Below are 21,933 nucleotides of genomic sequence, written 5' to 3'. Positions count from 1 at the left end.
CGTTCCGCATCCGCTACGCCAAGCTCCGGGAAAATCAAAAACAACCCGGGGAAACGCCATGCTCCGCGCCGAAGACAACAGGTTCCTCACCGAAGCCGGATCAGGAACGGGAATGGGCGAATTGCTGCGCCGGTTCTGGATTCCGGTGCTGCTGTCGGAAGAACTGCCGGAGCCGGACAGCGACCCGAAGAAGATCGTGGTGATGGGCGAGGAACTGCTTGCCTTCCGCGACTCGAGAGGCGTGGTCGGCGTCATCGATCAATACTGCCCGCACCGCGGCGCCAATCTCTGGCTCGGCCGCAACGAGGAATGCGGCATCCGCTGCGTCTACCACGGCTGGAAGTTCGATACCGACGGCCGCTGCGTCGACATGCCGACCTCCTATCCGGACCTCAATGCCAAGGACCTGATCCGCATCAAGTCCTATCCGGTGCGCGAATGGGGCGAGATGATCTGGGCCTATATGGGCCCGGCCGATCAGATGCCGGAATTGCCGGCGCTGGAGATGGCGCTGCTGCCGGCCTCGCACCGCTTCGTCACCAAGAAATGGCAGGACTGCAATTGGGTGCAGGCGGTGGAAGGCTCGATCGACACCGCGCATTTCACCTTCGCGCATCTCTCCTTCGAGAAGGAGGAGAACGAGATCCTCGACATCAAGAAGCACTTCGTGAACCCGCTGACGCGGGTCGCGACCGACCACATGCGCTGGATCGCCGAGGATCCGCGGCCGGTGATCAAGATCAATCCGCATGAGGCGGGGCTCACGGTGGCCGGCGGCCGGCTCACCGGCAGTGACAATATCTACTGGCGCATCGCCCAATTCCTGATGCCGTTCCACTCCTATGCGCCGAGCTCGATGCCGGGCGAGAACATGTTCGGCCAGACCTTCGTGCCGGTCACCGACACCAATTGCTGGATCTACACCTATGCGTGGAATCCCGACCGGCCGCTGACCGAGGCGGAGCGGGCCGGTTACGCCAACGGCAACGGCGTGATGGCCGTGGTCGACGAGAATTACGTGCCGCTGCGCAACAAGTCGAATGACTATCTGATCGATCGCAAGCTGCAGCGGACCAAGAGCTACACCGGCATCAAGGGCGTCTCCGAGCAGGACGCCGCGGTGCAGGACAGCCAGGGCCCGATCGCCGACCGCACCCGCGAGCATCTCGGCCCGACCGATCTCGGCATCATGCATTTCCGCAAGCTGGTGATGGAGGCGGCCCGCGCGCTGCAAAAGGGCGAGGCGCCGCCGCATGCCGCGCACCAGGATCGCTACACCGTGCGCTCCGGCGCCTGCGTCACCAGCAAGACCAAGGATCTCACCGCTGTGATGATCGAACGGTTCGGCGATCCCGCGGGCTTCGTCGGCGGTCCCGGGCAGAACGCCGCTGCGGAGTAATATCCACTGTCGTCCCGGCGAAAGCCGGGACCCATAACCACAGCTGCAACGTTGTTGCGACCGCTGTGGCCCCAACCTTCGCCAAATCGGCAACGGCGGTTATGGGTCCCGGGTCGCGCTGCGCTTGCCCGGGACGACGGCGAGGCTACAGCGGCATCCTTCGATACTCGCGGTTCGAAAGGCTCGCCTCCTCCAGATCCAGGTCGCGCTCGATGCGGCGCCTGGTCTCGTCGGTGATCTTGCCGTCGCGCAGCAGCATGTGGATGAACTTGCGCTCGGAGGAGATCAGCTCCCGCGTCAGCGCGGTGCCGGTGGCGGAGACGTCGTGCTTGTCGGGGTCGAGCGAGTCGGGCAGCTGGTTGATCCGGATCTCGTGGCGCGACCGCAACAGCTTGATCACCTCGTCGGACAGTTCGCGGTCGTCGGTGATGGCGTCGAGCGACTTCAGCGCGGCGTTCAGCGCCTCGCGCCGCGCCGCGATTTCCTGCTCGTGCTCGGCGATGTGCTCGCTGCGTCCGTCCCTGGCGAGGCCGAGCCAGCGCACCACCGGCGGCAGTCCGAGGCCGAGCCCGACCAGCGTCACGAAGATCACGCCGAAGGCGACGAACAGGATCAAGTCGCGATACGGGAAGGCCTCGCCGCTCGGCAGCGTCAGCGGCAGCGCCAGCGCCGCGGCCAGCGAGACCGCGCCGCGCACGCCGGTGAAGGCGACCACGAACACCGCTCGCCACGACGGCAGCGGATCGCGTTCGCGCACCCGCCGGCTGATCCAGCGCGGCAGATAGGTGCCGGGAAACACCCACAGGAACCGCGCAACGATCACGATGATGGCGACCAGCACGGTGGCGGTCAGGATGTCGTGCAGCGGAAACGACTTCGACTTCTCGTACAGCGAGCGCATCTGGAAGCCGGTCAGGAGGAACAGCAGCCCCTCGATCAGGTAGATGATCAAATCCCAGAAGAAGATGCCCTGCAGGCGCGTCGCGGCGGAAATCAGCAGCGGCCCGTTCCAGCTCATATAGAGCCCGCAGGCGACGGTTGCGATCACGCCGCTGCCGCCGAAATGCTCCGGAATCCAGTAGGCGAGATAGGGCGTGATCAAGGACAGCGTGATCTCGACCTGCGGATCCCGGGCTCTGCGGCGGGCGCGCAGGCTGAGCCAGCCGACCGCGGTGCCGAACGCGATCTCGGCGGCGACGATGACGAAGAACGTGCCGGTCGCCTTCGGCAGCGAGAACAGCCCGGTGGTGATGGCGGCCAGCGCAAAGCGATAGAGGATCAGCGCGGTGGCGTCATTGGCCAGCCCTTCGCCCTCGAGGATCACCAGGATGCGGCGCGGCATTCCAAGCTTGCGCGCGATCGCCAGCGGCGCGACCACGTCCGGTGGCGCGACGATGGCGCCGAGCAGGAAGCCGGTGCTCCAGGGCAGGCCGATCAGGTAATGGGTCGCGGCCGCGACCATGAAGGCGGTGAAGATCACGCAGCCGACCGACAGCAGGATGATCGGCCGCAGGTTGGCCTTGAACTCGCGCCAGCTCATCGCGACGCTGGCCGAATAGATCAGCGGCGGCAGCACCACCAAAAGCACGAGCTCTGGCGGCAGTTCCAGCGACGGCATGCCCGGCACGAAGGCCAGCACGATGCCGACCAGCAGCAGCAGGATCGCCGGCGCGATATCGGTCCGCCGCGCCACCAGCGCGGTTCCCGCCAGCACCCCGAGCAAAGTGAGAAAAATCTGAAACTTGGCTTCCATCACGGGCTCAATTCGCCCGGAAACCGGCGCCAGTCAATGCGGTCCGGCCGGAGCCGGGCCGCAGGGTCATGATCCGGAAAAGTGGAAACCGGTTTTCCCGCGACAAACGCGGAACGCGTTTGCGCCGAGATCATCCTCAAACAAGGAGATGGGATCATGACGCGATTCCGTGGAAACGCATCATGATGTTGGCCGTGTCGCAAAGCCGTCGTGGAGACGCAGTGGACCGGCGGTCAGTCCTTGAGGTCGTAGCGGTAGGACTTCGAGACGATCTGCCAGCCGTCGGCGAGCTTCATGGCGACAAGGTAGTCGGTGAAATAGCGCGGCGGCAGCTGGCAACGCACCTTGATGAAGGCCGTGTTGTCGTCGGAGCGGTCGATGGTGACGATGAAGTCCTCGCGCGGCTTGCCTTCGGCCTTCGCCGACGTGCGCTTGCGCACCAAGGCGAGCCAGTCCGGCACGGTCAGGACCTTCAGCTCGCCCTTCTCTACCCAGCGCAGGTCGGCGCTCGGATGAAAGGCTTCGGCGAGCTTGTCGGCATTGCTCTCATAGAGGCCGTCGAAATAGGTTTGGACGACGCTCTCGACGGTGGATCGATCTTGGCTCATGGGTTAGTCCTCCCGGCAGGGTTTTGGTCTACTAGGGCGCATTTTCGGGCGAAGCGGGGACCGGTTCGCGTGAGGAAAGCGCGTCGAACGAGAATCGCGAGCCCCGTTCCGATTCAATCGGATTGGAAAGGGCTCTAGAATTTAGCCGCGAACCGCCGCATCGCGCCATGGCCGGCGGCAAAATTCTGCGTGAGGAGCAAGTTGTGACCACATCTGCAAGTTCGAACGCAAATTCGAATGAAACTATCCTGACCGGCGAATGCTTCTGCCGCGACGTGCGCTATGAGGTGGCCGACGCGTTTGCCTATGCGCTGAATTGTCACTGCTCGAACTGCCGGCGCACCACGGGCTCGGCGTTCAAGCCGTTCGCGGGGATTGCGCGCGAAAAGTTTGCCGTCACAAGCGGCGCCGACGGTCTGCTGATCTACGGCGATGAGATCACCCACGACGCGCATTGCGGCCGCTGCGGGTCGCTGCTCTATTCGCAGGTCCGTAACGGCGCCTATGTCCATGTCACGATGGGTACGCTGCGCGATGCGCCCTCGATCCGGCCGACCGCGCATATCTTCGTCGGCTCCAAGGCGCCGTGGTACGCGATACTGGACGACCTGCCGCAATATCAGGAGCACGTGACGCAAGGCGGGGAATAAAAGGCAGGGAATAAATCCGCTCAAGGCAAGTTCTTGCCCTGTGTCTGGTCCGCTTGTGCCGCGGACGTCTCGGACGGCCCCAGCGAGAAGGCCAGCACGACGTCGTCGGCGCGCTGCTTGAACTCCTTGCCGACCGCGGTGCGCGCGGCGTCGGCAAGTTCCTGCAACGGCTTGTCGTGCAGCAGGCTGGGGAAGGTGACGGTGACCGACGTGAGCCGGCCATTGTGCCAGTTGAACCCGACCGTCGGCTTGACCCCGACCATCGCAACAAGATCGTTCTCGACGGCCTTGGCGTGCTTGAAGCCGTCGAACACGGCATCGACCAGGCCGCAGCCCGCGGCGCAGCCGGCCAGCAGCGCGACGGCGAGGAGGTTTCGGGCCATGACGCCGAACCTGGCGCCGACCATGCCGGCCCTGGCGGATGGAACCGCCGCGCTTGTGCCCTGCATCAGGTCCTCCGTATCCTTGTTCTCGTTGCCCGGATCGTGCACGAAATCCCGTGCCCGGCCAAATCCGAACCGGCGGTCCGTTTCGTCGACTAACCGTCAGGATGGCATGGTCCACGCCGGCGCGGATCGTGAGGCGCCTCACAAAGTGCCGCGCTTGATTCTGGTAGATGGACCTGCATGCTGGAAAACGGCCAGAGTGTCGCCATGAACGGGTCTTTGAACTTGAATCGATTGCTGCTCGCCGTCGCGTTTTTTCTGCTGATCATCTGCCAGCCGGCCTTCGCCGAGAAGCGCGTGGCCCTGGTGCTTGGCAACTCGGCGTATCGGAACACCGTGCCGCTGGCCAACCCGGTCAACGATGCCTCGGTGATAGCCGCGACGCTGAAGAATGCCGGCTTCGACGTGGTCGACTTCCGCAAGGACCTGCCGGCGGTCGAGACCCGCCGCGCGCTGCGCGAATTCGCCGACCTCGCCCGCGATGCCGATATCGCGCTGGTCTACTACGCGGGGCACGGCATCGAGGTGGACGGCGCCAACTACCTGATCCCGGTCGATGCCCGGCTGGAGCGCGACACCGACGTCTATGACGAGGCGCTTTCGCTCGACCGCATCCTGGTCGCGATCGAGCCGGCGCGGAAGCTGCGGCTGGTGATCCTCGATGCCTGCCGCGACAACCCGTTTGCCAAGACCATGAAGCGGACGCTGGCGACCCGGGCGATCGGGCAGGGCCTCGCCAAGGTCGAGCCGACCAGTCCGAACGTGCTGATCGCCTATTCGGCGAAGGCCGGGTCTACGGCGGCCGACGGCGATGGCAAGAACAGCCCATTCACGATCGCGCTGTCGAAGTTCCTGCCGACCCCCGGTCTCGATGTCCGCCGCGCCTTCGGCTATGTCCGCGACGAGGTGCTGAAGACCACCAACAACCGCCAGGAGCCGTTCGTCTATGGCTCACTCGGCGGCGAGGACGTGCCGCTGGTGCCGGCACCGGCCAAGCAGGCGCCCGCCGCTGCTGCCGCTGCCCCGCCCGCCGCGCCGGGACCGACGCCGCAGTCGGAGGCCCGCCGCGACTACGAGCTGGCGCTGCAGATCGGCAACAGAAGCGCGATGAACGCTTTCCTCGCCCAATATCCGAATGGCTACTACGCCAACCTCGCCAGGTTGCAGCTGGAGAAGTTCGCGGCCGAGGACGCGCGCGTCGCCGCCACCGAGAAGGCGCGTCTGGCCGAGCAGGAGCGTGCACGGCTCGCCGCTGAGGGCGCGCAGAAGGCGCAGCAGGCGAAGGCCGAGGCCGACGCGAAGGCCGCCGAAGCGGCGCGTCTTGCCGCCGAACGGGCCAAGCAGGTCGCGCAGGATCAGGCCACCGCTGCCGAGCAGAAGCGTCAGGCGGATGCCGCGCTCGCCGATCGCACCGCGGCGAACAAGGCGGTTCCCGATCAGCCGGCAACGCAGGCTGCGGCCACTCCGCCAGCCCCGCCGGCTCCCCCCGAGAAGAGCACGACTGTGGCGGCTCTGGCGACCGGTTCGCCCGAGGCCGACGTGGTCAAATCGGTGCAGACCGAATTGCGCCGCGTCGGCTGCCTGACCGGCGCCGTCGATGGCGACTGGAACGCGGCGTCGCAGCGCTCGCTGACGCTGTTCAACCGCTATGCCGGCACCAAGCTCGACATCAAGGCCGCCAGCGTCGACACGCTTGATGCCGTCAAGCTGAAGCAGTCCCGCGTCTGTCCGCTGGCCTGCGAGCACGGCTACAAGGCCGACGGCGATCGCTGCACCAGGATCGTCTGCGCCGAGGGCTCGTTCCTCAACGACGACAATGAGTGCGAGAAGCGGCGCGAGCGGAAGCCGGTTGCCAAGCGCGACAGCGACGAGCGTCCGTCGCGACGCGAGCGCGAACGTGCCTTCCATCCGCAGCGCGAGCCGCAGGTGCCGTCCGCGGAGATTCCGCGCCCGCAGGGCCGTGCCAGGGCGGAAGGCGGCGGCAGCGGTCAGATCATGTGCGATGCCTATCTGTGCCGCCCGGTCAGGCGCGGCTGCCATCTGGAGTACCGCGGCGGCGGCGGCCCTGGCGGCAACGTCGGCAACGTCGAGGTCTGCAACTAGCGCCCGGTAGCGAGATCACACTTGCCGCGAAGGAGGTTTACTCCCTCTCCCGCTTGCGGGGGAGGGCTGGGGTGGGGGCTCTCTCCACGAATCGCATCCTGGAGAGAGCCCCCACCCGGATCGCATCTTCGATGCGATCCGACCTCCCCCGCAAGCGGGAGAGGTCCAGCGAGTTTGCCGCTGGACTAGATCAGGCTCGCCGCGATGTTCACCATCAGCGCCAGCAGCGCGGTGTTGAACACGAACGAGATGATGCCGTGCACGGTCGCGGTGCGGCGGATGATCTTGTCGGTGATGCCGACATCGGAGACCTGCGCGGTCATGCCGATCACGAATGAGAAATAGACGAAGTCCCAGTAGTCGGCGTCGGTATGCTCATCACCGCTCGGAAACTGCAATCCGCCCGGTGCCTTGCCGCGATAGAACTCGTGGGCGTAGTGCAGCGCGAATGCGGTGTGGACCATCGTCCATGACAGCGTGATGGTGACGATTGCCACCGCCAGTCCGGTCGGGCTGCCCTTGGATGCGCCGAGCTCGAACACGATGGCCAGTAGGCTCGCCAGCGCGCCGAATGCGGTCACCAGCAGGATCAGGAAACGGCCGTCGTCCTGCAATATGGCGCTGCGCTTGATGTGGGCGACGCCACAGCGCAGCATCATCACATAGGCGAGCACGAGATAGAGCGCGGCAAAAGCGTCCCAGCCGGCAAGCAGGCGCGTGACGAGGCGTAACGAGCCGGGCATCAACAGCGCGACGATGATGCCGACCACGATCGAAGTGAAGGTGCGCGGCCGGCCCACCACGACGCGGACCGGCATCGGCAGCTTGCGGAAACGAACAAGGCGGTCGTCGAACTCCTTGTTCATTTCGGGCGATTTCCAGCTAGTTCTTGCGCTCGGCGACGAAGCGGGCGGCTGCGCGCAGCACGTCGCCGCGGTCGCCGAACACCGACAATGCGGCATCGGCCCGCGCCAGCAGGTCGCGCACGCGCTGCTTGGCGCCGTCGATGCCGAGCTGGGTGACGAAGGTGGTCTTGCCGAGCGCGGCGTCCGCGCCGGCCGGCTTGCCGAGTGCGGCAGCGTCGCCCTCGACGTCGAGCAGATCGTCGGCGATCTGGAAGGCCTCGCCGAGCGCTTTGCCGTAATCGTCGAGCGCCTGGTATTCCTTCTGCGAAGCCTGGCCGAGGATCGCGCCGGCGATGCAGCCGAAGCGGAGCAGCGCGCCGGTCTTCATCTGCTGCAACCGCGCGACGTCGACCGGCTCGCGGTCGCCGAAGCGGCCTTCGCCGGCAAGGTCGAGGATCTGGCCGCCTGCCATGCCGCCGACGCCGGAGGCGCGCGCCAGCGCGCGGGTCAGGAGCAGGCGGACCTGGGCATCCCTGTGGATCGCATCGCGGGTGATGATGTCGAAGGCGATCGTCAGCAGCGCGTCGCCGGCGAGGATCGCGGTGGCGTCGTCATAGGCCTTGTGCAGGGTGGGGCGGCCGCGGCGCAGATCGGAATTGTCCATCGCCGGCAGATCGTCATGGATCAGCGAGTAGCAGTGGATGCATTCCAGCGCGGCGCCGACCAGCAGCGCGGATTCGCGCGGAATGCCGAACACCGCGGCGCTCTCGACCGCGAGGAACGGCCGCAGCCGCTTGCCGCCGCCGAGGCTCGAATAGCGCATCGCCTCGATCAGCCGCTTCGGGCGCACGATTTCGTCGCTCTCGGTCGCATCGGACAGCAGCTTGGCGAGCAGGGCTTCGGTATCCTCCGCGGTCTGGTCCAGCCGCTTGGAAAACTCTGCAGTACCGGTCGTCATTAAGAATTGCTCCAGATCGATTTTCGGCCGGACAATCGTTGATGAGATCGGCTTCGTCAATTCCACCCTGCGACGGATTCGCGCCTTAAAAGTGCTGGAAAAACCGTGAATTATCCGACAGACGTCTGACGGTGCCGGCCGTGTCCTGGCGGACGGGTGCCAAATCCTTGCTGAAGAGGTCCTCCCCGGGAACCCTCGTTTTGCGCATTGTCCGAATTTTATTGCTGGTTTTGCTGGCGGTGCTGTTGCTGCCCTATCTGGTGACGCCGTTCTACCGCACCGGTCAGCCAGTTTCGGCCTTGATGGCGTGGCGGACCCTGCGTGGGGCCCCGGTCATGCGGCATTGGATCGATTTCTCCGCGATGTCGTCCTATCTGCCCCGCTCCGTGGTCGGTTCGGAGGACGCCCATTTCTGCAAGCACCGGGGCGTCGATTGGGGGGCGCTGCGCGAGGCGCTCGACGATGCCGAGGACGGCGAGCCGGCCCGCGGCGGCTCGACCATCACCCAGCAGGTGGCCAAGAACCTGTTCCTGTGGTCCGGCCGCAGCGTGATCCGCAAGGGGCTGGAACTGCCGCTGGCGCTCTGGATCGACTTCGTGCTGCCGAAGCAGCGAATCCTGGAAATCTACCTCAACATCGCGGAAATGGGCCCATCCGGGCAATTCGGCGCCGAAGCCGGCGCCCAATATGCCTTTGGCCGGTCCGCCGCGGCGCTATCGCCCCGGGAAGCCGCGCTTTTGGCGGCGATTCTGCCGAATCCGGTGAAAAGGAGCGCCCGGAACCCGGGTCCGGGGGTGCGCAGGCTGTCCGGAACCTACATGGCCCGGGCCAATACCGTGACGCGGTGCTGGCGCGACAATCGCGGCGATTGAGCGCGATTTCGGGCGCATTTTGCTGTCTCGAGCCCTAGCTTTACCGAGTGCCTTCCTCTATAAGCGCGGCCTTACCGGCATCGCAGCTTGCGCTTCGAAGCGCTGAGCCACGTCCGTATTTCGGACGATGCCTCCGCAACACCCTAGAGGACACCGTCATGGCCGTTCCCAGAAGAAAAACCTCGCCGTCGCGCCGTGGCATGCGCCGTTCGGCCGATGCGATCAAGACCCCGACCTATGTCGAGGACAAGGACTCCGGCGAACTGCGCCGTCCGCACCACCTCGACCTGAAGACCGGCATGTACAAGGGCCGCCAGGTCCTGAAGGCCAAGAAAGAGTCCTGATCGGACTTCGGCTGCCGCGCCGCGGATCATGATCCGGAAATGCGTCTAGCGTTTTCCGATCGGTTCATGTTCTTACCAAAGCGGCGCTGCGCCCGAATTCGGCCAACGAGTGCGGTCAAGACGGGCGCGTCCGCGGCGAAGCAGATGAGCATCGCCGCATTGCTGGTTCTCCCTGAATAAGGCGCAAGCCCCGATGGTCGGTTTTCCGCTGCTGCTCGTTCCGCTCGCGGTCTACAACATCATCGCCTTCCTGATGCCCGGCGTATCCTTCACGGACCCGCTGATCAGGCTGACATTGCTGTCGGGCGAGCAGTGGCAGATCACCCTCAGTGACATGCTGCTTGCCGCCGGCGTGCTGCTGTTGCTGCTGGAGGTCATCAAGGGCGCGCGCCCCGGCGCGAAATATCTCACCGACCATCTGCTGTCGCTGATCGTGTTCGGCGCGGCGGCCGCCGAATTCGTGCTCTGGCCGAAATTCGGCAACTCGACCTATTGCCTGCTGACGCTGCTGGCGCTGGTCGATTTCATTTCCGGCATTGCGCTGCGTACCCGCCGCCGTGCGGTGGTCGCAGCTGCGGCGCCGGCACCGAGTGTCAGCAAATCGCAACCCGAGGCCCCGCAGCCTGCGCCTGTCGCGCAGCCCGCGCCGCGTGTCGAGCCCGCGCCTGTCGCAGCACCGGCGCCCGCTGCGCCGCCGCCTGCCGCGCCCGTTCCTTCGGCAACGTCGGTTGCCGAATCCGTGCTGCTCGATCAGTCCGCGCCAAAGCCCACCGTCACCTCGCCGGATTTGCAGCCGGGTGGCCAGCCGCCGTCGGACGCGCCGCAGCGCTAGAGCGTTTTCGGGGCAGCTCATGAGCGAACAAGCGCCCCTTCCGATCGCCGATCAGACGACGACGCAATCGATCTTCGATTGGCTCGAACGGTTCGCCGCCTGCGTCAGGGCGGTCGACTATGCTGCCGCCCGTCCGTTCTGGCATTCCGACATCATCTCGTTCGGCACCTATCAGGAACTGATCCACGGCCGCACGCGCTGACCGAGATGCAGTGGGATAACGTCTGGCCCCGCACCGCGGATTTCGCCTTCGATCTCGCGCACACGGAGGTGCTGATCAGCGGCGATGGCGGCATGGCCACGGTGATCACGCCGTGGACCAGCACCGGCTTCAACGCGGACGGCAGCCGCTTCGACCGGCCGGGGCGGGCGACGATTATTCTGGCGCGTCAGGCCGACGGGCGCTGGCTCGGCGTCCATTCCCACATGTCGCTGCGCCGCGGCGTGCCGCAGGACAGCCACGGCAGCCGGCCGGTTAAGGCCCACTGATCGCGCGATGAATTGCTAGATGATCTGCCGGGTGCGCCGCGTCACGCTGCGGCGTTCGTCGATATGCGGGCCGTAGGCGGTCTGCGCATCGGCCAGTGACCCACGCCGCAGCCCGCGCGTCTGCGGTTCGTGCGCGGCGGTTGCGATCAGGTGAGCCAGAAATGAAGGGTCCCCGTGCGGCAGCGGGATCTTGGGCGCCCAATGGGTGGCCACGGCCAGCGGCACCAGCGCCGTACTGGTCACGGCGGCAGTGTCGGTGAACTCGCCGTCGAGGACCTCTGACTGATCGATATTGAACATCGCCTGCGACCCGTTGGAGCGTCATAGTTTGGGACGTTGCGTCCCTCAGCAACACCCTCATGGCAAGGGTCATGCCCGCCATCCCCAGTTCGTTCCGCGGCAGTCGAAAACGTGGTTTCCAGATTATTTATCAACTTCTCCTAGCGTTGGATTCGCCGGAACCACTATCTTGAGAGCGTACAGAATCACCGGGTGCCGTCCCAAATCGAGACACGTTCGATGCCCCCTGTCCCGCCAGCTGCCAGCATCCTCGCCTCGCTCGGCCAAGCGACCTTCGCTTGGGACCTGGCGAGCGACGCGATGGCCTGGAGCGACAATGTGGCAACGGTGTTCCCGGACATCCCGGTCGCGGCGATTGCCAGCGGCGCCGAGCTCGCCAGGCTGATCGAGCCGTCGCGCAGCATTCGCGTGGACGCGCTCGGCCAGGCCGGACCGGCGCGGAGCGAGGAGCCGGTGCCTTACCGGATCGAATATGGCGTACGGGCCGTCACCTCGGCGCCGGTGATCTGGATCGAGGAGACCGGCTGCTGGTTTGCCGGCCCCGACGGCAGGCCGGCGCGCGTAGAGGGCATCGTCCGCGTCAACAATGAACGCCACGCCCGCGACGAGCAGCTGCTGAAACTGTCGCGGCACGATCCGCTGACGGGCGAGCTCAACCGCACCCATCTGATCGCCTCGCTCGCCGAGAGCATCGAGGAGTGCGCGCGCTTCCGCACCGCCTGTGCCTTCATGTTGATCGGCATCGATCATCTGGCGCGCGTCAACGATGCCTTCGGCTTCGACGTCGCCGACGCCGTCATCGCCGAGGTGGCGAAGCGGATTCGCGCCCGGTTGCGCAGCGGCGACATGCTCGGCCGCTTCTCCGGCAACAAGTTCGGCCTGATCCTGCGCAACTGCACCGTCGACGACACCAATGTCGCGGCCGAGCGCTTCCTCGCCGCGGTGCGCGACGAGGTCGTGCCGACCAAGTCCGGCCCGGTGTCGGTGACGGCATCGATCGGCGCCGTCACCATCCCGCGTCATGCCAAGTCGGCGGAAGAGGCGGTCAATCGCGCCCAGGAGACGCTGGATGCAGCCAAGAGCCGCCGCGCCGGTTCGTTCGCGCTGTGGAAGCCGAATGTCGAGCGCGATGCGCAGCGCCGCGTCAACATCCGCGTCACCGACGAGATCGTCACCGCGCTGAACGAGCGCCGCATCGTAATCGGCTTCGAGCCGGTGGTCGATGCGCGCTCGCGGCAGCCGTCATTTTACGAGTGCCTGGTCCGCATGGAGCAGGACGACGGCCGAGCGCTGCTCGCGCCCGACATCGTGCCGGTTGCCGAGCGGCTCGGCCTGATCCGGCTGGTCGATCATCGCGTGCTGGAGCTCGCGATCGCCGAGCTCGCTTCCGCGCCCGGCGTACAGCTCAGCCTCAACATCTCGCCGGACACCACGATGGATCCGGACTGGTGGGCCACCATCGAATCCTTGATGCGGGCGCATCCCGGCGTCGGCGAGCGGCTGATCGTCGAGATCACCGAGACCGTCGCGATCCAGGACATCGACGACGTCCGCGGCTTCGTCACCCGCCTGAAGAATTTCGGCAGCCGGATCGCGATCGACGATTTCGGCGCCGGCTACACCTCGTTCCGCAACCTGCGCAAGCTCGGCGTCGACATCGTCAAGATCGACGGCGCCTTCGTGCAGAACATCGTGCGTTCGGCCGACGACCGCGCCTTCGTGCAGACGCTGATCGATCTCGCGCGCCGGCTTGAGATCAAGACGGTCGCCGAATGGGTGCAGGACGAGGAAGCCGCCGTGATGCTGCGCGAATGGGGCTGCGACTTCATCCAGGGCCGCCTGATCGGCCTCGCCTCGCCGGACCGGCCGTGGAACGTGCCGGCGGAGAAGACGGTGCCCGTCGCCGGCTGAAGCGCGATGATCGGCTGATCACCGCGCTCCAGATCTCACGTCATCAGCTGTCGCCGCCGGCGAAGATGTCCTTGCGGATCACCGCGTGGACGCCCCAATTGCCGTCGACCACCTGGGTGACGCCGAAATCGACGCCGAGCGAGATCAGCGAGATCGCCTCGTCCTCGGTCAGCTTCTTCGTCGTCATCAGGAATTTGCGCATCTTGCGGAATGCGTCGCGCAGAGCGAGGTCGACCGACGACTTCTTGTAGATCTCGGTCTGCGCGCTGGAGCCGAGCTCGCTGAGATAGTTGGCATAGCTGAAGCCGTGCACCAGCCATTCGTCCTGGGTCTCCAGCATCGGATAGTCGAGCGCTTCCAGCGCGGTGCCGGCGAGGTCCGCCTTCTTGTGCAGGATGATCTGGAAGGTGCCGTTGAGCGAGCATTCGATCGCCGTGCCGCACAGTTCGGAATCGCCCTGCGAGGCGTGGGAATCGCCGACCGAGAGCAGCCCGCCCTCGACCGCCACCGGGTAATACATCGTGGCGCCCTTGCCGATGCGCCAGTTGTCGATGTTGCCGCCGGTGTAGCTCGGCGGGATCGAATCGACGAACTCGGCCTCCTTGGGCGCGAGCCCGATCACGCCGAAATGCGGACGCACCGGGATGCGCACGTTCTTCAGGATGCCGTGGTTCTCCTTGACCGTCGAGTGATCGACCGGCACGCCGGGATAATCGATGGTCTTGTGCACCACGCCGAACGGATCGGTCTGCGGCGTCCAGGTGAAGTTGTAGACCGCGCGCGCCCAGTTGCGCTCGCCGGTGGCGTCGACCTCGTAGATGGTGACGACCTCGCGCGGCTTCGGCTCGGTGAGCAGGTCCTTGTAGTGGAAGCCCCACGATGCCGCAGCGTTGCTGCCGAAGGCCTTGCCGGAATATTTCGGGTTGGCGGAGGGCCGCGGCGCTACGTCGATGATGCGCAACTCGAGCACGTCGCCTTCCTCCGCGCCGCGCACGAACACCGGCCCGGTGCAGATGTGCACGCCGAGGCCTTCGCCGGCACCGCGTCCGAACAGCGAGGCATCCATCGGGCCGGCGCCGCGCCGGTTCACGCCCTTCTTCTCCTTGGTCCAGAGATAAACGCTCTCGACCCCGGGATCGCCCTTCACCATGCGCTCGGCATCGTCATTGGCGTGGTGCGTCAGCGCCTCGATCGTGATGAAGTCGCCGGAATTGATCTCGACGCGCGGCTTCAGCGACTTGCTGAAATAGCCCCAATGCACGGTGTCGGCGTTGGCCGGCAAATGGTGATAGGCGCGTTGCGCCGGCTGGTGCTTCTCGGCGGCCGCCGCCATCTTCGGCGTCACCAGCGAGATGCCGCCGGCGGTCATCGCCGCGGCGCCGCCTGCTGCCGCGAAGCTCGAGCGCAGGAACGAGCGGCGTTCCCGGTCGAGCGTGTCCTTGAACTGTCGATGGTGCATTTCGAAGTCCGGGCAGTTCTTGTCGTCACCTGCGCACATCCTGAGCTCCTCCTTGGGTCGAAAGTGCGCGTGAGACTGCATTGTGCCGCGCCGCTCCGACATGACCGGGCGCGCCCAATAATTTGCAGGTGCGCTTGTGGTCGTCGGGGCGCGAAAGCCGGCGCAAAGGCGTGCAAGGCATCTGCGGCCGCTGCCATCGCACCGCGACATGGCCGCCACGGTCAAGAATTTGGGCGCAATCGATCAAGTTGCGCTGCGTTCGCGGCCGATTGCGCTGCCACACGAAAGCGGCGTCTCCATCGATTGCACGCAGGCTGGGCAATCCGTGCCGCCGCAACACGCTTGCCGCCTTCCTGCAATCGGTGCACGCTGCCTTCACGGCTCTGTGAGACTTGAACGTTGCGGAGCTCCGGCCTGGAGGGGTGATGGTCGCGACGACCTATCGGATTTCGGTCGATGCGATCCCGCGGCAAAACCGGCGGGAGGTCTGGCGCGAGGCGCTGGCCGGATTGCAGCTCGATTGCGAATTGCCGGAGGCCGGCCAGTTCCAGTTCGGCGAGTTGACCACAAAGCGCTCGACCAGCGGCGCGCAGCTTGCGCTGCTGCGGTCCACCGAGCAGCAGATCGTCTGCAACGGTCATGCGGCGTCGCCGGGAACGCCGGCACGGGTCGCCATCATCTTCCATGCCTATGGTCGCGGCAGCATCGCGTTCGGCCAACGCAGTTGCGAGTTCGCCGACAACGACGTCTCGGTGTGCGACCTGCAGTTGCCCTGGCGCATGACGCTGCGCGAGGATTTCGAGATCCTGCTGCTCGAACTGCCACGCGAGCGGCTGCTCGGCCGGCTCGGGCACAATCGCCTGCGCCTGCCCGCGGTGCTCGGTGCGACGATCGCCGCCGCGGCTGTCCGCCCGGTGATGCGGACGCTGGGCGGCAATTTCGCGATCCTGGACAAGGCCGATCTCGCCACGGCCGAGGCTGCAGTCACCGAGCTCATCGCCGGCGCGCTGCTCGGCGAGACGCGGCTCGATGCCGAGGCGATGACGCAGGTGCAGGCTGGTCATTTGAGGCGGGTCGATGCCGCGATCGAGGCCCAGCTTGGCAATGCCAACCTGACCATCGCCGACATCGCGCGGCAGGAGGGATTGTCGCAGCGTTATTTGCAACGGCTGTTCGAGCGACAGAGCACCACATTCTCGGCCTATGTGCGCGAGCGGCGACTGGAACGTTGCTGCAACGACCTGATCGATCCGAACTACGCCGACCAGCGCATCGCCGAAATCAGCTATCGCTGGGGCTTCACCGATCAGGCGCATTTCAGCCGCATGTTCAGCGCGACCTACGGCACTTCGCCGCGCGACTTCCGCAAGGCCGTGCCGCGTGAAGCCGAGGCCGAGCGTACGCGCGGCCGGCCGCGGCTGGCGCGCGGCACCGCGACGGTGCTGCGGCTCGCGCCAGGTCCGGCAACGCGCGAGACACTTGCGCAGCCGGAGCCGGCGCTGCCGATCGCACTGCCCGCGGAGGCGCCGGAAGGGCGGGGCGCGTCAAATCACCATCTCAAGGTGTCGAGGGAGACCGCGCATTGGGGCTATCTCAGCCGCGCCATCCCGCCGGTCATGAGCGTGCAATCGGGTGCGCTGGTGACGATCGAGACGCTGACCCAGCACGCCTTCGATGACTACGAGCGGATGATCAAGGGCGATCCCGGCGCCGAGAGCGTGTTTCACTGGACGGCCGAGGGCAAGTCGGTCGAACGGCGCGGCGCGGGCCCGATGGACGGCTCGATCTTCGGCCGCGGCGCCGGCGAAGGCTTCGGCGTGCACATCTGCACCGGTCCGATCCATGTCTGCGGTGCCGAGCCGGGCGACGTGCTCGAGGTCCAGATCCTCGATATCTGGCCGCGGCCCTCGGCCAATCCGGCCTTCGCCGGCAAGTCGTTCGGCAGCAATGCCGCCGCCTGGTGGGGCTTTCAGTACAATGACCTGATCGATCCGCCGGCCAAGCGCGAGACCATCACGATCTTCGAGACCGATGCCGAGGCCGAATGGGCGCAGGCGGTCTATTCCTATCGCTGGACGCCGCAAACCGATCCATTCGGCGTGCGTCACGAGACGATGGACTATCCCGGCGTCCCGGTCGATCACACCACGGTCGAGAAGCGGCCCAGCGTGCTCGCCGGTGTACGGATTCCGGCGCGGCTGCATTTCGGCTTCATGGCGGTGGCGCCGCGCGAATCCGACATCATCGATTCGATTCCGCCCGGCTATTTCGGCGGCAATGTCGACAATTGGCGCGCCACCAAGGGCACCACACTCTATCTGCCGGTCGCCGTGCCCGGCGCGCTGTTCTCGATCGGCGATCCGCATTTCGCGCAGGGCGACGGCGAGGTCAACGGCACCGCGCTGGAGCTATCGCTCACCGGCCAGTTCCGCTTCATCGTGCACAAGAGCGGCAAGGCGACCAAGCCGCATGTCGAGGGACTGGTGCACCCGCTGCTGGAAACGCCGGAGGCGTGGATCCTGCACGGCTTCAGCTACGGCAATTATCTGCGCGAGCTCGGGCGCAACGCGCAGTCGGAAATCTACCAGCGATCGTCGGTCGATCTCGCATTGCGCAACGCGTTCCGGGCGACGCGCAAATTCCTGATGGAGTGCTATCGCCTCAGCGAGGATGAGGCGCTGGCGCTGATCTCGCTCGGCGTCGATTTCGGCGTCACGCAGGTTGCCGACGGCAATTGGGGCGTGCACGCCATCGTGCGCAAAGACATGTTCGATCAGGCCGCGAGCGCCTGACGCCGGCTCGAAGGGCAGCGTTGGAATTGCGAACCGATGGCGGCCGGGCGGGCCCGGCCGATCGCGGAGGACCTACTCGTCCTTCTTCGCCGGTTGCGACATGCGCTCGAGGCGTTCCTGCATGTCCTTCATCTGGCGGCGGAGATCGTCGATGTTGCCGTCGTCAGGTGCGGGCTCCGGCACCTTCTCGGCTTCAGCGCCGCCGCGCTGCGGCACGAACGGCTTGAACATCGAGAAGGTCTGCTGGAACAGCTCCATGTTGCGGCGGACCTGCTCCTCCAGCGGAGCAAACGGCGTACCGCTCAGGGCACCCGCGATCTGCTTGCGGAACTTCTCCTGCTCCTTGGTCAGCGTCTCGATCGACTGTTCGAGATATTTCGGCACCACCATCTGCATGCTGTCGCCATAGAAGCGGATCAGCTGCCGCAGGAAGGTCGTCGGCAGCAGGTTCTGCCCGGCCTTGTTCTCCTGTTCGAAGATGATTTGCGCCAGCACGGAGCGGGTAATGTCGTCGCCGGTCTTGGCGTCATAGACGAGGAAATCCTCGCCTTCCTTCACCATCGCCGCGAGATCCTCGAGCGTCACGTAGGTGCTCGTACCGGTATTATAGAGCCGCCGGTTCGCGTATTTCTTGATCGTGGTCGGTTGTTCAGATTTTGCCATGGGCTCTCACTTCAACACCGAAGAACCTGGAACCCCACGGCATCGCCGCAGGGCAAAATGCAACGCATCGCAGCAAAGGTAAGCATTTTCAAAGCGGTTCGGCTACCGTTTTGTGCTTTGCGGTTAATTCCAAAGCATAGGATTTGCTCAGGAATGTGCCAAGGGCGTCATTTTGAGTGCGCCGCGGCGCGTTTTGCGCGTCAGCGCGATTGACATGCCTCAATGAGATTTACAGGATAGTCATTAAGAGACAGGTCCGCCAAACCGGCCGCCCGCCGTCGAGAAACCCAGCTACAACCCATAGGAGATGTCCATGTCAGACGATGTCGTCATCGTCAGCGCCGCCCGCACCCCGGTCGGCAGCTTCAACGGCGCATTCGCGACCACCCCGGCTCACGATCTCGGCGCGATCGCCATCAAGGCCGCGCTGGAGCGTGCCGGCGTCGAGGGCGGCCAGGTCTCCGAAGTCATCATGGGCCAGATCCTGACCGCGGCACAGGGCCAGAACCCCGCCCGCCAGGCCTCAATCGCGGCCGGCATCCCGGTGGAAAGCCCGGCCTGGGGCGTCAACCAGCTCTGCGGCTCCGGCCTGCGCACCGTGGCGCTCGGCTACCAGGCCCTGCTCAACGGCGATTCGTCGATCGTCGTCGCGGGCGGCCAGGAATCCATGAGCATGGCCCCGCACGCGCAATATCTGCGTGGCGGCGTCAAGATGGGCGGCCTCGAGCTGATCGACACCATGATCAAGGACGGCCTGTGGGACGCCTTCAACGGCTACCACATGGGCAACACCGCCGAGAACGTCGCCAAGCAGTACCAGATCACCCGCTCGCAACAGGACGAGTTCGCGGTCGGTTCGCAGAACAAGGCCGAGGCGGCGCAGAAGGCCGGCAGGTTCAAGGACGAGATCGTCCCGGTCACCATCAAGTCCCGCAAGGGCGACATCGTGGTCGACGCCGACGAGTATCCGCGCCATGGCGCCACGATCGATGCGATGGCCAAGCTCCGCGCCGCCTTCGAGAAGGACGGCACCGTGACCGCCGGCAACGCCTCCGGCATCAATGACGGCGCAGCCGCCGTCGTGCTGATGACCGCCAAGGAAGCCGCCAAGCAGGGCAAGAAGGTGCTCGCCCGCATCGTCTCGTGGGGCCAGGCCGGCGTCGACCCCAAGATCATGGGTACCGGTCCGATCCCCGCTTCGCGCGCGGCGCTGAAGAAGGCCGGCTGGAACATCGCCGACCTCGACCTGATCGAGGCCAACGAGGCGTTCGCGGCGCAGGCCTGTGCCGTCAACAAGGACCTCGGCTGGGATCCGGCCAAGGTCAACGTCAATGGCGGCGCGATCGCGATCGGCCATCCGGTCGGCGCGTCGGGTGCGCGCGTGCTGGTTACGCTGCTGCACGAGATGCAGAAGCGCGACGCCAAGAAGGGCCTCGCGACGCTGTGCATCGGCGGCGGCATGGGCATCGCTATGTGCGTTGCACGCGACTGAACAAAAGGCAGCGAGGCCGGCTAGGTGATGAAAAGATCATCTGTCAACCACGGCGCGAACTGATAGAAAAGATGCCCGGCTTTGCGCCGGGCATTTTTGTTTCGAGAGCATGATCCGGAAAGTGTGAAGCGGTTCTCCGAAAAGATCATGCTCAAAAGGGAGCTGAAGCGCGACGATCCCATCGCGCTTCGTTGTGAGTGCGTAGGCCGGAGTTATCCGGTTATAAAAGACGGCCAAGGAGGAGACGGACATGGCACGTGTTGCATTGGTGACGGGCGGAACGCGGGGCATTGGAGCTGCGATCAGCAAGGCGCTGAAAGCGGCTGGCTACAAGGTGGCGGCGAGCTACGCCGGCAATGACGCCGCGGCGGAGAAGTTCAAGGCGGAGAGCGGCATTCCCGTCTACAAGTGGGACGTCGCCTCGTTCGACGCCTGTGCGGCCGGCGTGAAGCAGGTCGAGGCCGATCTCGGCCCGGTTGACGTGCTCGTCAACAATGCCGGCATCACCAAGGACACCGCCTTCCACAAGATGACGGTCGAGCAGTGGAATGCCGTGATCAACACCAACCTCGGCTCGCTGTTCAACATGACGCGCCAGGTGATCGAGGGCATGCGGGCCCGCAAGTTCGGCCGCGTCATCTCGATCTCCTCGATCAACGGCCAGAAGGGCCAGTTCGGCCAGGTCAACTACTCCGCGGCAAAGGCCGGCGACATCGGCTTCACCAAGGCGCTGGCGCTGGAGAACGCCAAGGGCGGTATCACCGTCAACGTGATCTGCCCCGGCTACATCAACACCGAAATGGTGCAGGCGGTGCCGAAGGACGTGCTGGAGAAGAACGTGATCCCGCAGATTCCGGTCAACCGGCTCGGCGAGCCCGAGGAAATCGCGCGCGCCGTGGTGTTCCTCGCCGCCGACGATGCCGGCTTCATCACCGGCTCGACGCTGACCGTGAACGGCGGCCAGTATCACGCCTGACGCGGCAAGCGTCGTCGCGTCGCAGGCGCCCTCGATCAAGTCGTGATGCCCGGCCTTGTGCCGGGCATTTTCGTCGCTACAACCGCGGGGCGCGAAGCAAGGACGTGGCTGCACACGATCTGCTCGGCCACGACGGATTGAATTCAGATGACGACCCGAACTGCCACCCTTGTCGGACTGACCGCCATCCTGATGTGGTCGCTGCTGTCGGTCATGACGGTCGCGACCGGGGCGATCCCGGCGTTCCAACTCGCCGCCATGACCTTTGCGATAGGCGCGATGGTCGCGTTCGCAAGCTTCCTGCTGCGGCCGGCGGCGTTCGGCGCCTTGAAGCAGCCGCTGGTCGCCTGGGTCGTCGGCGTCGGCGGGCTGTTCGGCTATCACGCGCTGTATTTCCTGGCGCTGCGGTTCGCGCCGCCGGCCGAGGCAGGCCTGCTCAATTATCTCTGGCCGTTGCTGATCGTGCTGTTCTCCTCGCTGCTGCCGGGTGAGCGGCTTGCGGTCCATCACATCATCGGCGCGCTGCTCGGGCTCGCCGGCACCGTGCTGCTGTTCGCCGGCAACACCGGCGCGTTTACGAAAGAGCAGATTCCAGGCTTCGCGGCGGCCTTCGTCGCAGCGTTCGTGTGGGCGGCCTATTCGGTGATGTCGCGCCGGCTCAAGGCGGTGCCGACCGATGCGGTCGCGGGCTTCTGCCTGGCGACGGCGGTGCTCGCAGCCGCCGTGCACATGATGGTGGAGACCACGGTGTGGCCCGTGACATCGCTGCAATGGCTTGCGGTTATCACGCTCGGCATCGGGCCGGTTGGTGCGGCATTCTTCGCCTGGGACATCGGCATGAAGCGCGGTGACATCCGCGTGCTCGGCGCCGCGTCCTACGCCACGCCGCTGCTCTCGACCGCGTTTCTGATTGCAGCAGGCTTTGCCAAGCCCAGCGCCAACATCGCCATCGCCGCGATCCTGATCGCCGGCGGCGGGCTGATCGCGGCGAAGGAGATGGTGTTGCGGAAAAGAATGTAGGATGGGTAGAGCGCAGCCTGC

Annotated in this window: 21 protein-coding genes; 13 read left to right on the top strand and 8 right to left on the bottom strand. The window is 65.7% G+C overall.

Annotated features, from left to right (window positions below; all coding sequences use genetic code 11):
• The first annotated feature begins 58 nt into the window (after positions 1 to 58).
• The gene (locus CK489_RS06650) at positions 59 to 1,399 is read left to right on the top strand and encodes a Rieske 2Fe-2S domain-containing protein (protein ID WP_050630729.1); all 1,341 of its coding nucleotides are present in this window, start codon (positions 59 to 61) and stop codon (positions 1,397 to 1,399) included.
• Between the two features lie 145 nt (positions 1,400 to 1,544).
• On the opposite strand, the gene CK489_RS06645 is transcribed toward CK489_RS06650, so the two are convergent.
• Both CK489_RS06645 and CK489_RS06640 read right to left on the bottom strand, forming a co-directional pair.
• Positions 1,545 to 3,152, bottom strand: coding sequence for a Na+/H+ antiporter (locus CK489_RS06645; RefSeq protein ID WP_198960846.1), 1,608 nt, complete (start codon positions 3,150 to 3,152; stop codon positions 1,545 to 1,547).
• Positions 3,153 to 3,385: 233 nt separating this feature from the next.
• Positions 3,386 to 3,760 (bottom strand): nuclear transport factor 2 family protein, encoded by a 375-nt coding sequence (locus CK489_RS06640; protein WP_095731699.1) that lies wholly within the window; start codon positions 3,758 to 3,760, stop codon positions 3,386 to 3,388.
• Between the two features lie 167 nt (positions 3,761 to 3,927).
• Between CK489_RS06640 and CK489_RS06635 the strand changes: the two genes are divergently transcribed.
• Positions 3,928 to 4,410: a GFA family protein gene (locus CK489_RS06635; RefSeq protein WP_095731698.1), complete on the top strand. Its 483-nt coding sequence runs from the start codon at positions 3,928 to 3,930 to the stop codon at positions 4,408 to 4,410.
• A 20-nt stretch (positions 4,411 to 4,430) separates the two neighbouring features.
• On the opposite strand, the gene CK489_RS06630 is transcribed toward CK489_RS06635, so the two are convergent.
• Positions 4,431 to 4,859 (bottom strand): hypothetical protein, encoded by a 429-nt coding sequence (locus tag CK489_RS06630; RefSeq protein ID WP_244486343.1) that lies wholly within the window; start codon positions 4,857 to 4,859, stop codon positions 4,431 to 4,433.
• A gap of 204 nt (positions 4,860 to 5,063) precedes the next feature.
• Here CK489_RS06630 and CK489_RS06625 point away from each other — a divergent pair, with 204 nt between their 5' ends.
• Positions 5,064 to 6,959, top strand: coding sequence for a caspase family protein (locus CK489_RS06625; RefSeq protein ID WP_095731938.1), 1,896 nt, complete (start codon positions 5,064 to 5,066; stop codon positions 6,957 to 6,959).
• Between the two features lie 185 nt (positions 6,960 to 7,144).
• On the opposite strand, the gene CK489_RS06620 is transcribed toward CK489_RS06625, so the two are convergent.
• Positions 7,145 to 7,825: a DUF1345 domain-containing protein gene (locus CK489_RS06620; protein ID WP_095731697.1), complete on the bottom strand. Its 681-nt coding sequence runs from the start codon at positions 7,823 to 7,825 to the stop codon at positions 7,145 to 7,147.
• A 16-nt stretch (positions 7,826 to 7,841) separates the two neighbouring features.
• Positions 7,842 to 8,762 carry a polyprenyl synthetase family protein gene (locus tag CK489_RS06615; RefSeq protein WP_050630738.1) on the bottom strand — a complete coding sequence of 307 codons (921 nt, stop codon included), beginning with the start codon at positions 8,760 to 8,762 and terminating at the stop codon, positions 7,842 to 7,844.
• Positions 8,763 to 8,962: 200 nt separating this feature from the next.
• Between CK489_RS06615 and mtgA the strand changes: the two genes are divergently transcribed.
• The 5 genes from mtgA to CK489_RS42120 all read left to right on the top strand — a co-directional run bounded on the left by mtgA (position 8,963) and on the right by CK489_RS42120 (position 11,299).
• Entirely contained in the window at positions 8,963 to 9,634 is a 672-nt protein-coding gene (gene mtgA, locus CK489_RS06610) for a monofunctional biosynthetic peptidoglycan transglycosylase (protein WP_095731696.1), read from the top strand.
• A gap of 158 nt (positions 9,635 to 9,792) precedes the next feature.
• Positions 9,793 to 9,978, top strand: a complete 186-nt coding sequence (rpmF, locus tag CK489_RS06605; RefSeq protein ID WP_021077536.1) for a 50S ribosomal protein L32 — start codon at positions 9,793 to 9,795, stop codon at positions 9,976 to 9,978.
• A 193-nt stretch (positions 9,979 to 10,171) separates the two neighbouring features.
• Positions 10,172 to 10,810, top strand: a complete 639-nt coding sequence (locus CK489_RS06600; protein WP_095731695.1) for a hypothetical protein — start codon at positions 10,172 to 10,174, stop codon at positions 10,808 to 10,810.
• A 19-nt stretch (positions 10,811 to 10,829) separates the two neighbouring features.
• Positions 10,830 to 11,012 carry a hypothetical protein gene (locus CK489_RS42125; protein WP_245350271.1) on the top strand — a complete coding sequence of 61 codons (183 nt, stop codon included), beginning with the start codon at positions 10,830 to 10,832 and terminating at the stop codon, positions 11,010 to 11,012.
• Between the two features lie 5 nt (positions 11,013 to 11,017).
• Positions 11,018 to 11,299, top strand: a complete 282-nt coding sequence (locus tag CK489_RS42120; RefSeq protein WP_245350270.1) for a YybH family protein — start codon at positions 11,018 to 11,020, stop codon at positions 11,297 to 11,299.
• Between the two features lie 15 nt (positions 11,300 to 11,314).
• On the opposite strand, the gene CK489_RS06590 is transcribed toward CK489_RS42120, so the two are convergent.
• Positions 11,315 to 11,599, bottom strand: coding sequence for a hypothetical protein (locus tag CK489_RS06590; RefSeq protein WP_050630724.1), 285 nt, complete (start codon positions 11,597 to 11,599; stop codon positions 11,315 to 11,317).
• Between the two features lie 219 nt (positions 11,600 to 11,818).
• Between CK489_RS06590 and CK489_RS06585 the strand changes: the two genes are divergently transcribed.
• Entirely contained in the window at positions 11,819 to 13,510 is a 1,692-nt protein-coding gene (locus tag CK489_RS06585; protein ID WP_095731694.1) for a putative bifunctional diguanylate cyclase/phosphodiesterase, read from the top strand.
• Between the two features lie 43 nt (positions 13,511 to 13,553).
• Here CK489_RS06585 and CK489_RS06580 read toward each other — a convergent pair whose 3' ends face one another.
• The gene (locus CK489_RS06580; protein WP_095731693.1) at positions 13,554 to 15,008 is read right to left on the bottom strand and encodes an acetamidase/formamidase family protein; all 1,455 of its coding nucleotides are present in this window, start codon (positions 15,006 to 15,008) and stop codon (positions 13,554 to 13,556) included.
• A 386-nt stretch (positions 15,009 to 15,394) separates the two neighbouring features.
• Between CK489_RS06580 and CK489_RS06575 the strand changes: the two genes are divergently transcribed.
• Positions 15,395 to 17,761, top strand: a complete 2,367-nt coding sequence (locus tag CK489_RS06575; RefSeq protein WP_095731692.1) for an acetamidase/formamidase family protein — start codon at positions 15,395 to 15,397, stop codon at positions 17,759 to 17,761.
• Positions 17,762 to 17,833: 72 nt separating this feature from the next.
• Here CK489_RS06575 and phaR read toward each other — a convergent pair whose 3' ends face one another.
• Entirely contained in the window at positions 17,834 to 18,424 is a 591-nt protein-coding gene (gene phaR / locus CK489_RS06570) for a polyhydroxyalkanoate synthesis repressor PhaR (protein ID WP_050630721.1), read from the bottom strand.
• Between the two features lie 313 nt (positions 18,425 to 18,737).
• Here phaR and CK489_RS06565 point away from each other — a divergent pair, with 313 nt between their 5' ends.
• From CK489_RS06565 to yddG, 3 genes are all read left to right on the top strand, one after another.
• Entirely contained in the window at positions 18,738 to 19,916 is a 1,179-nt protein-coding gene (locus CK489_RS06565) for an acetyl-CoA C-acetyltransferase (RefSeq protein WP_050630720.1), read from the top strand.
• 250 nt (positions 19,917 to 20,166) lie between these two features.
• A complete protein-coding gene (gene phbB, locus CK489_RS06560; protein ID WP_050630719.1) occupies positions 20,167 to 20,892 on the top strand; it encodes an acetoacetyl-CoA reductase in 726 nt (241 codons plus the stop codon).
• A gap of 147 nt (positions 20,893 to 21,039) precedes the next feature.
• Positions 21,040 to 21,912 (top strand): aromatic amino acid exporter YddG, encoded by an 873-nt coding sequence (yddG, locus tag CK489_RS06555; protein WP_095731691.1) that lies wholly within the window; start codon positions 21,040 to 21,042, stop codon positions 21,910 to 21,912.
• Positions 21,913 to 21,933: the final 21 nt, after the last annotated feature.

It is taken from the genome of Bradyrhizobium sp. UFLA03-84 (assembly GCF_002289535.1).
Lineage (GTDB): Bacteria > Pseudomonadota > Alphaproteobacteria > Rhizobiales > Xanthobacteraceae > Bradyrhizobium > Bradyrhizobium viridifuturi.
The sequence above is the reverse complement of the archived record's forward strand: the minus strand, read 5'-3'. Positions and strand labels throughout refer to the sequence as shown.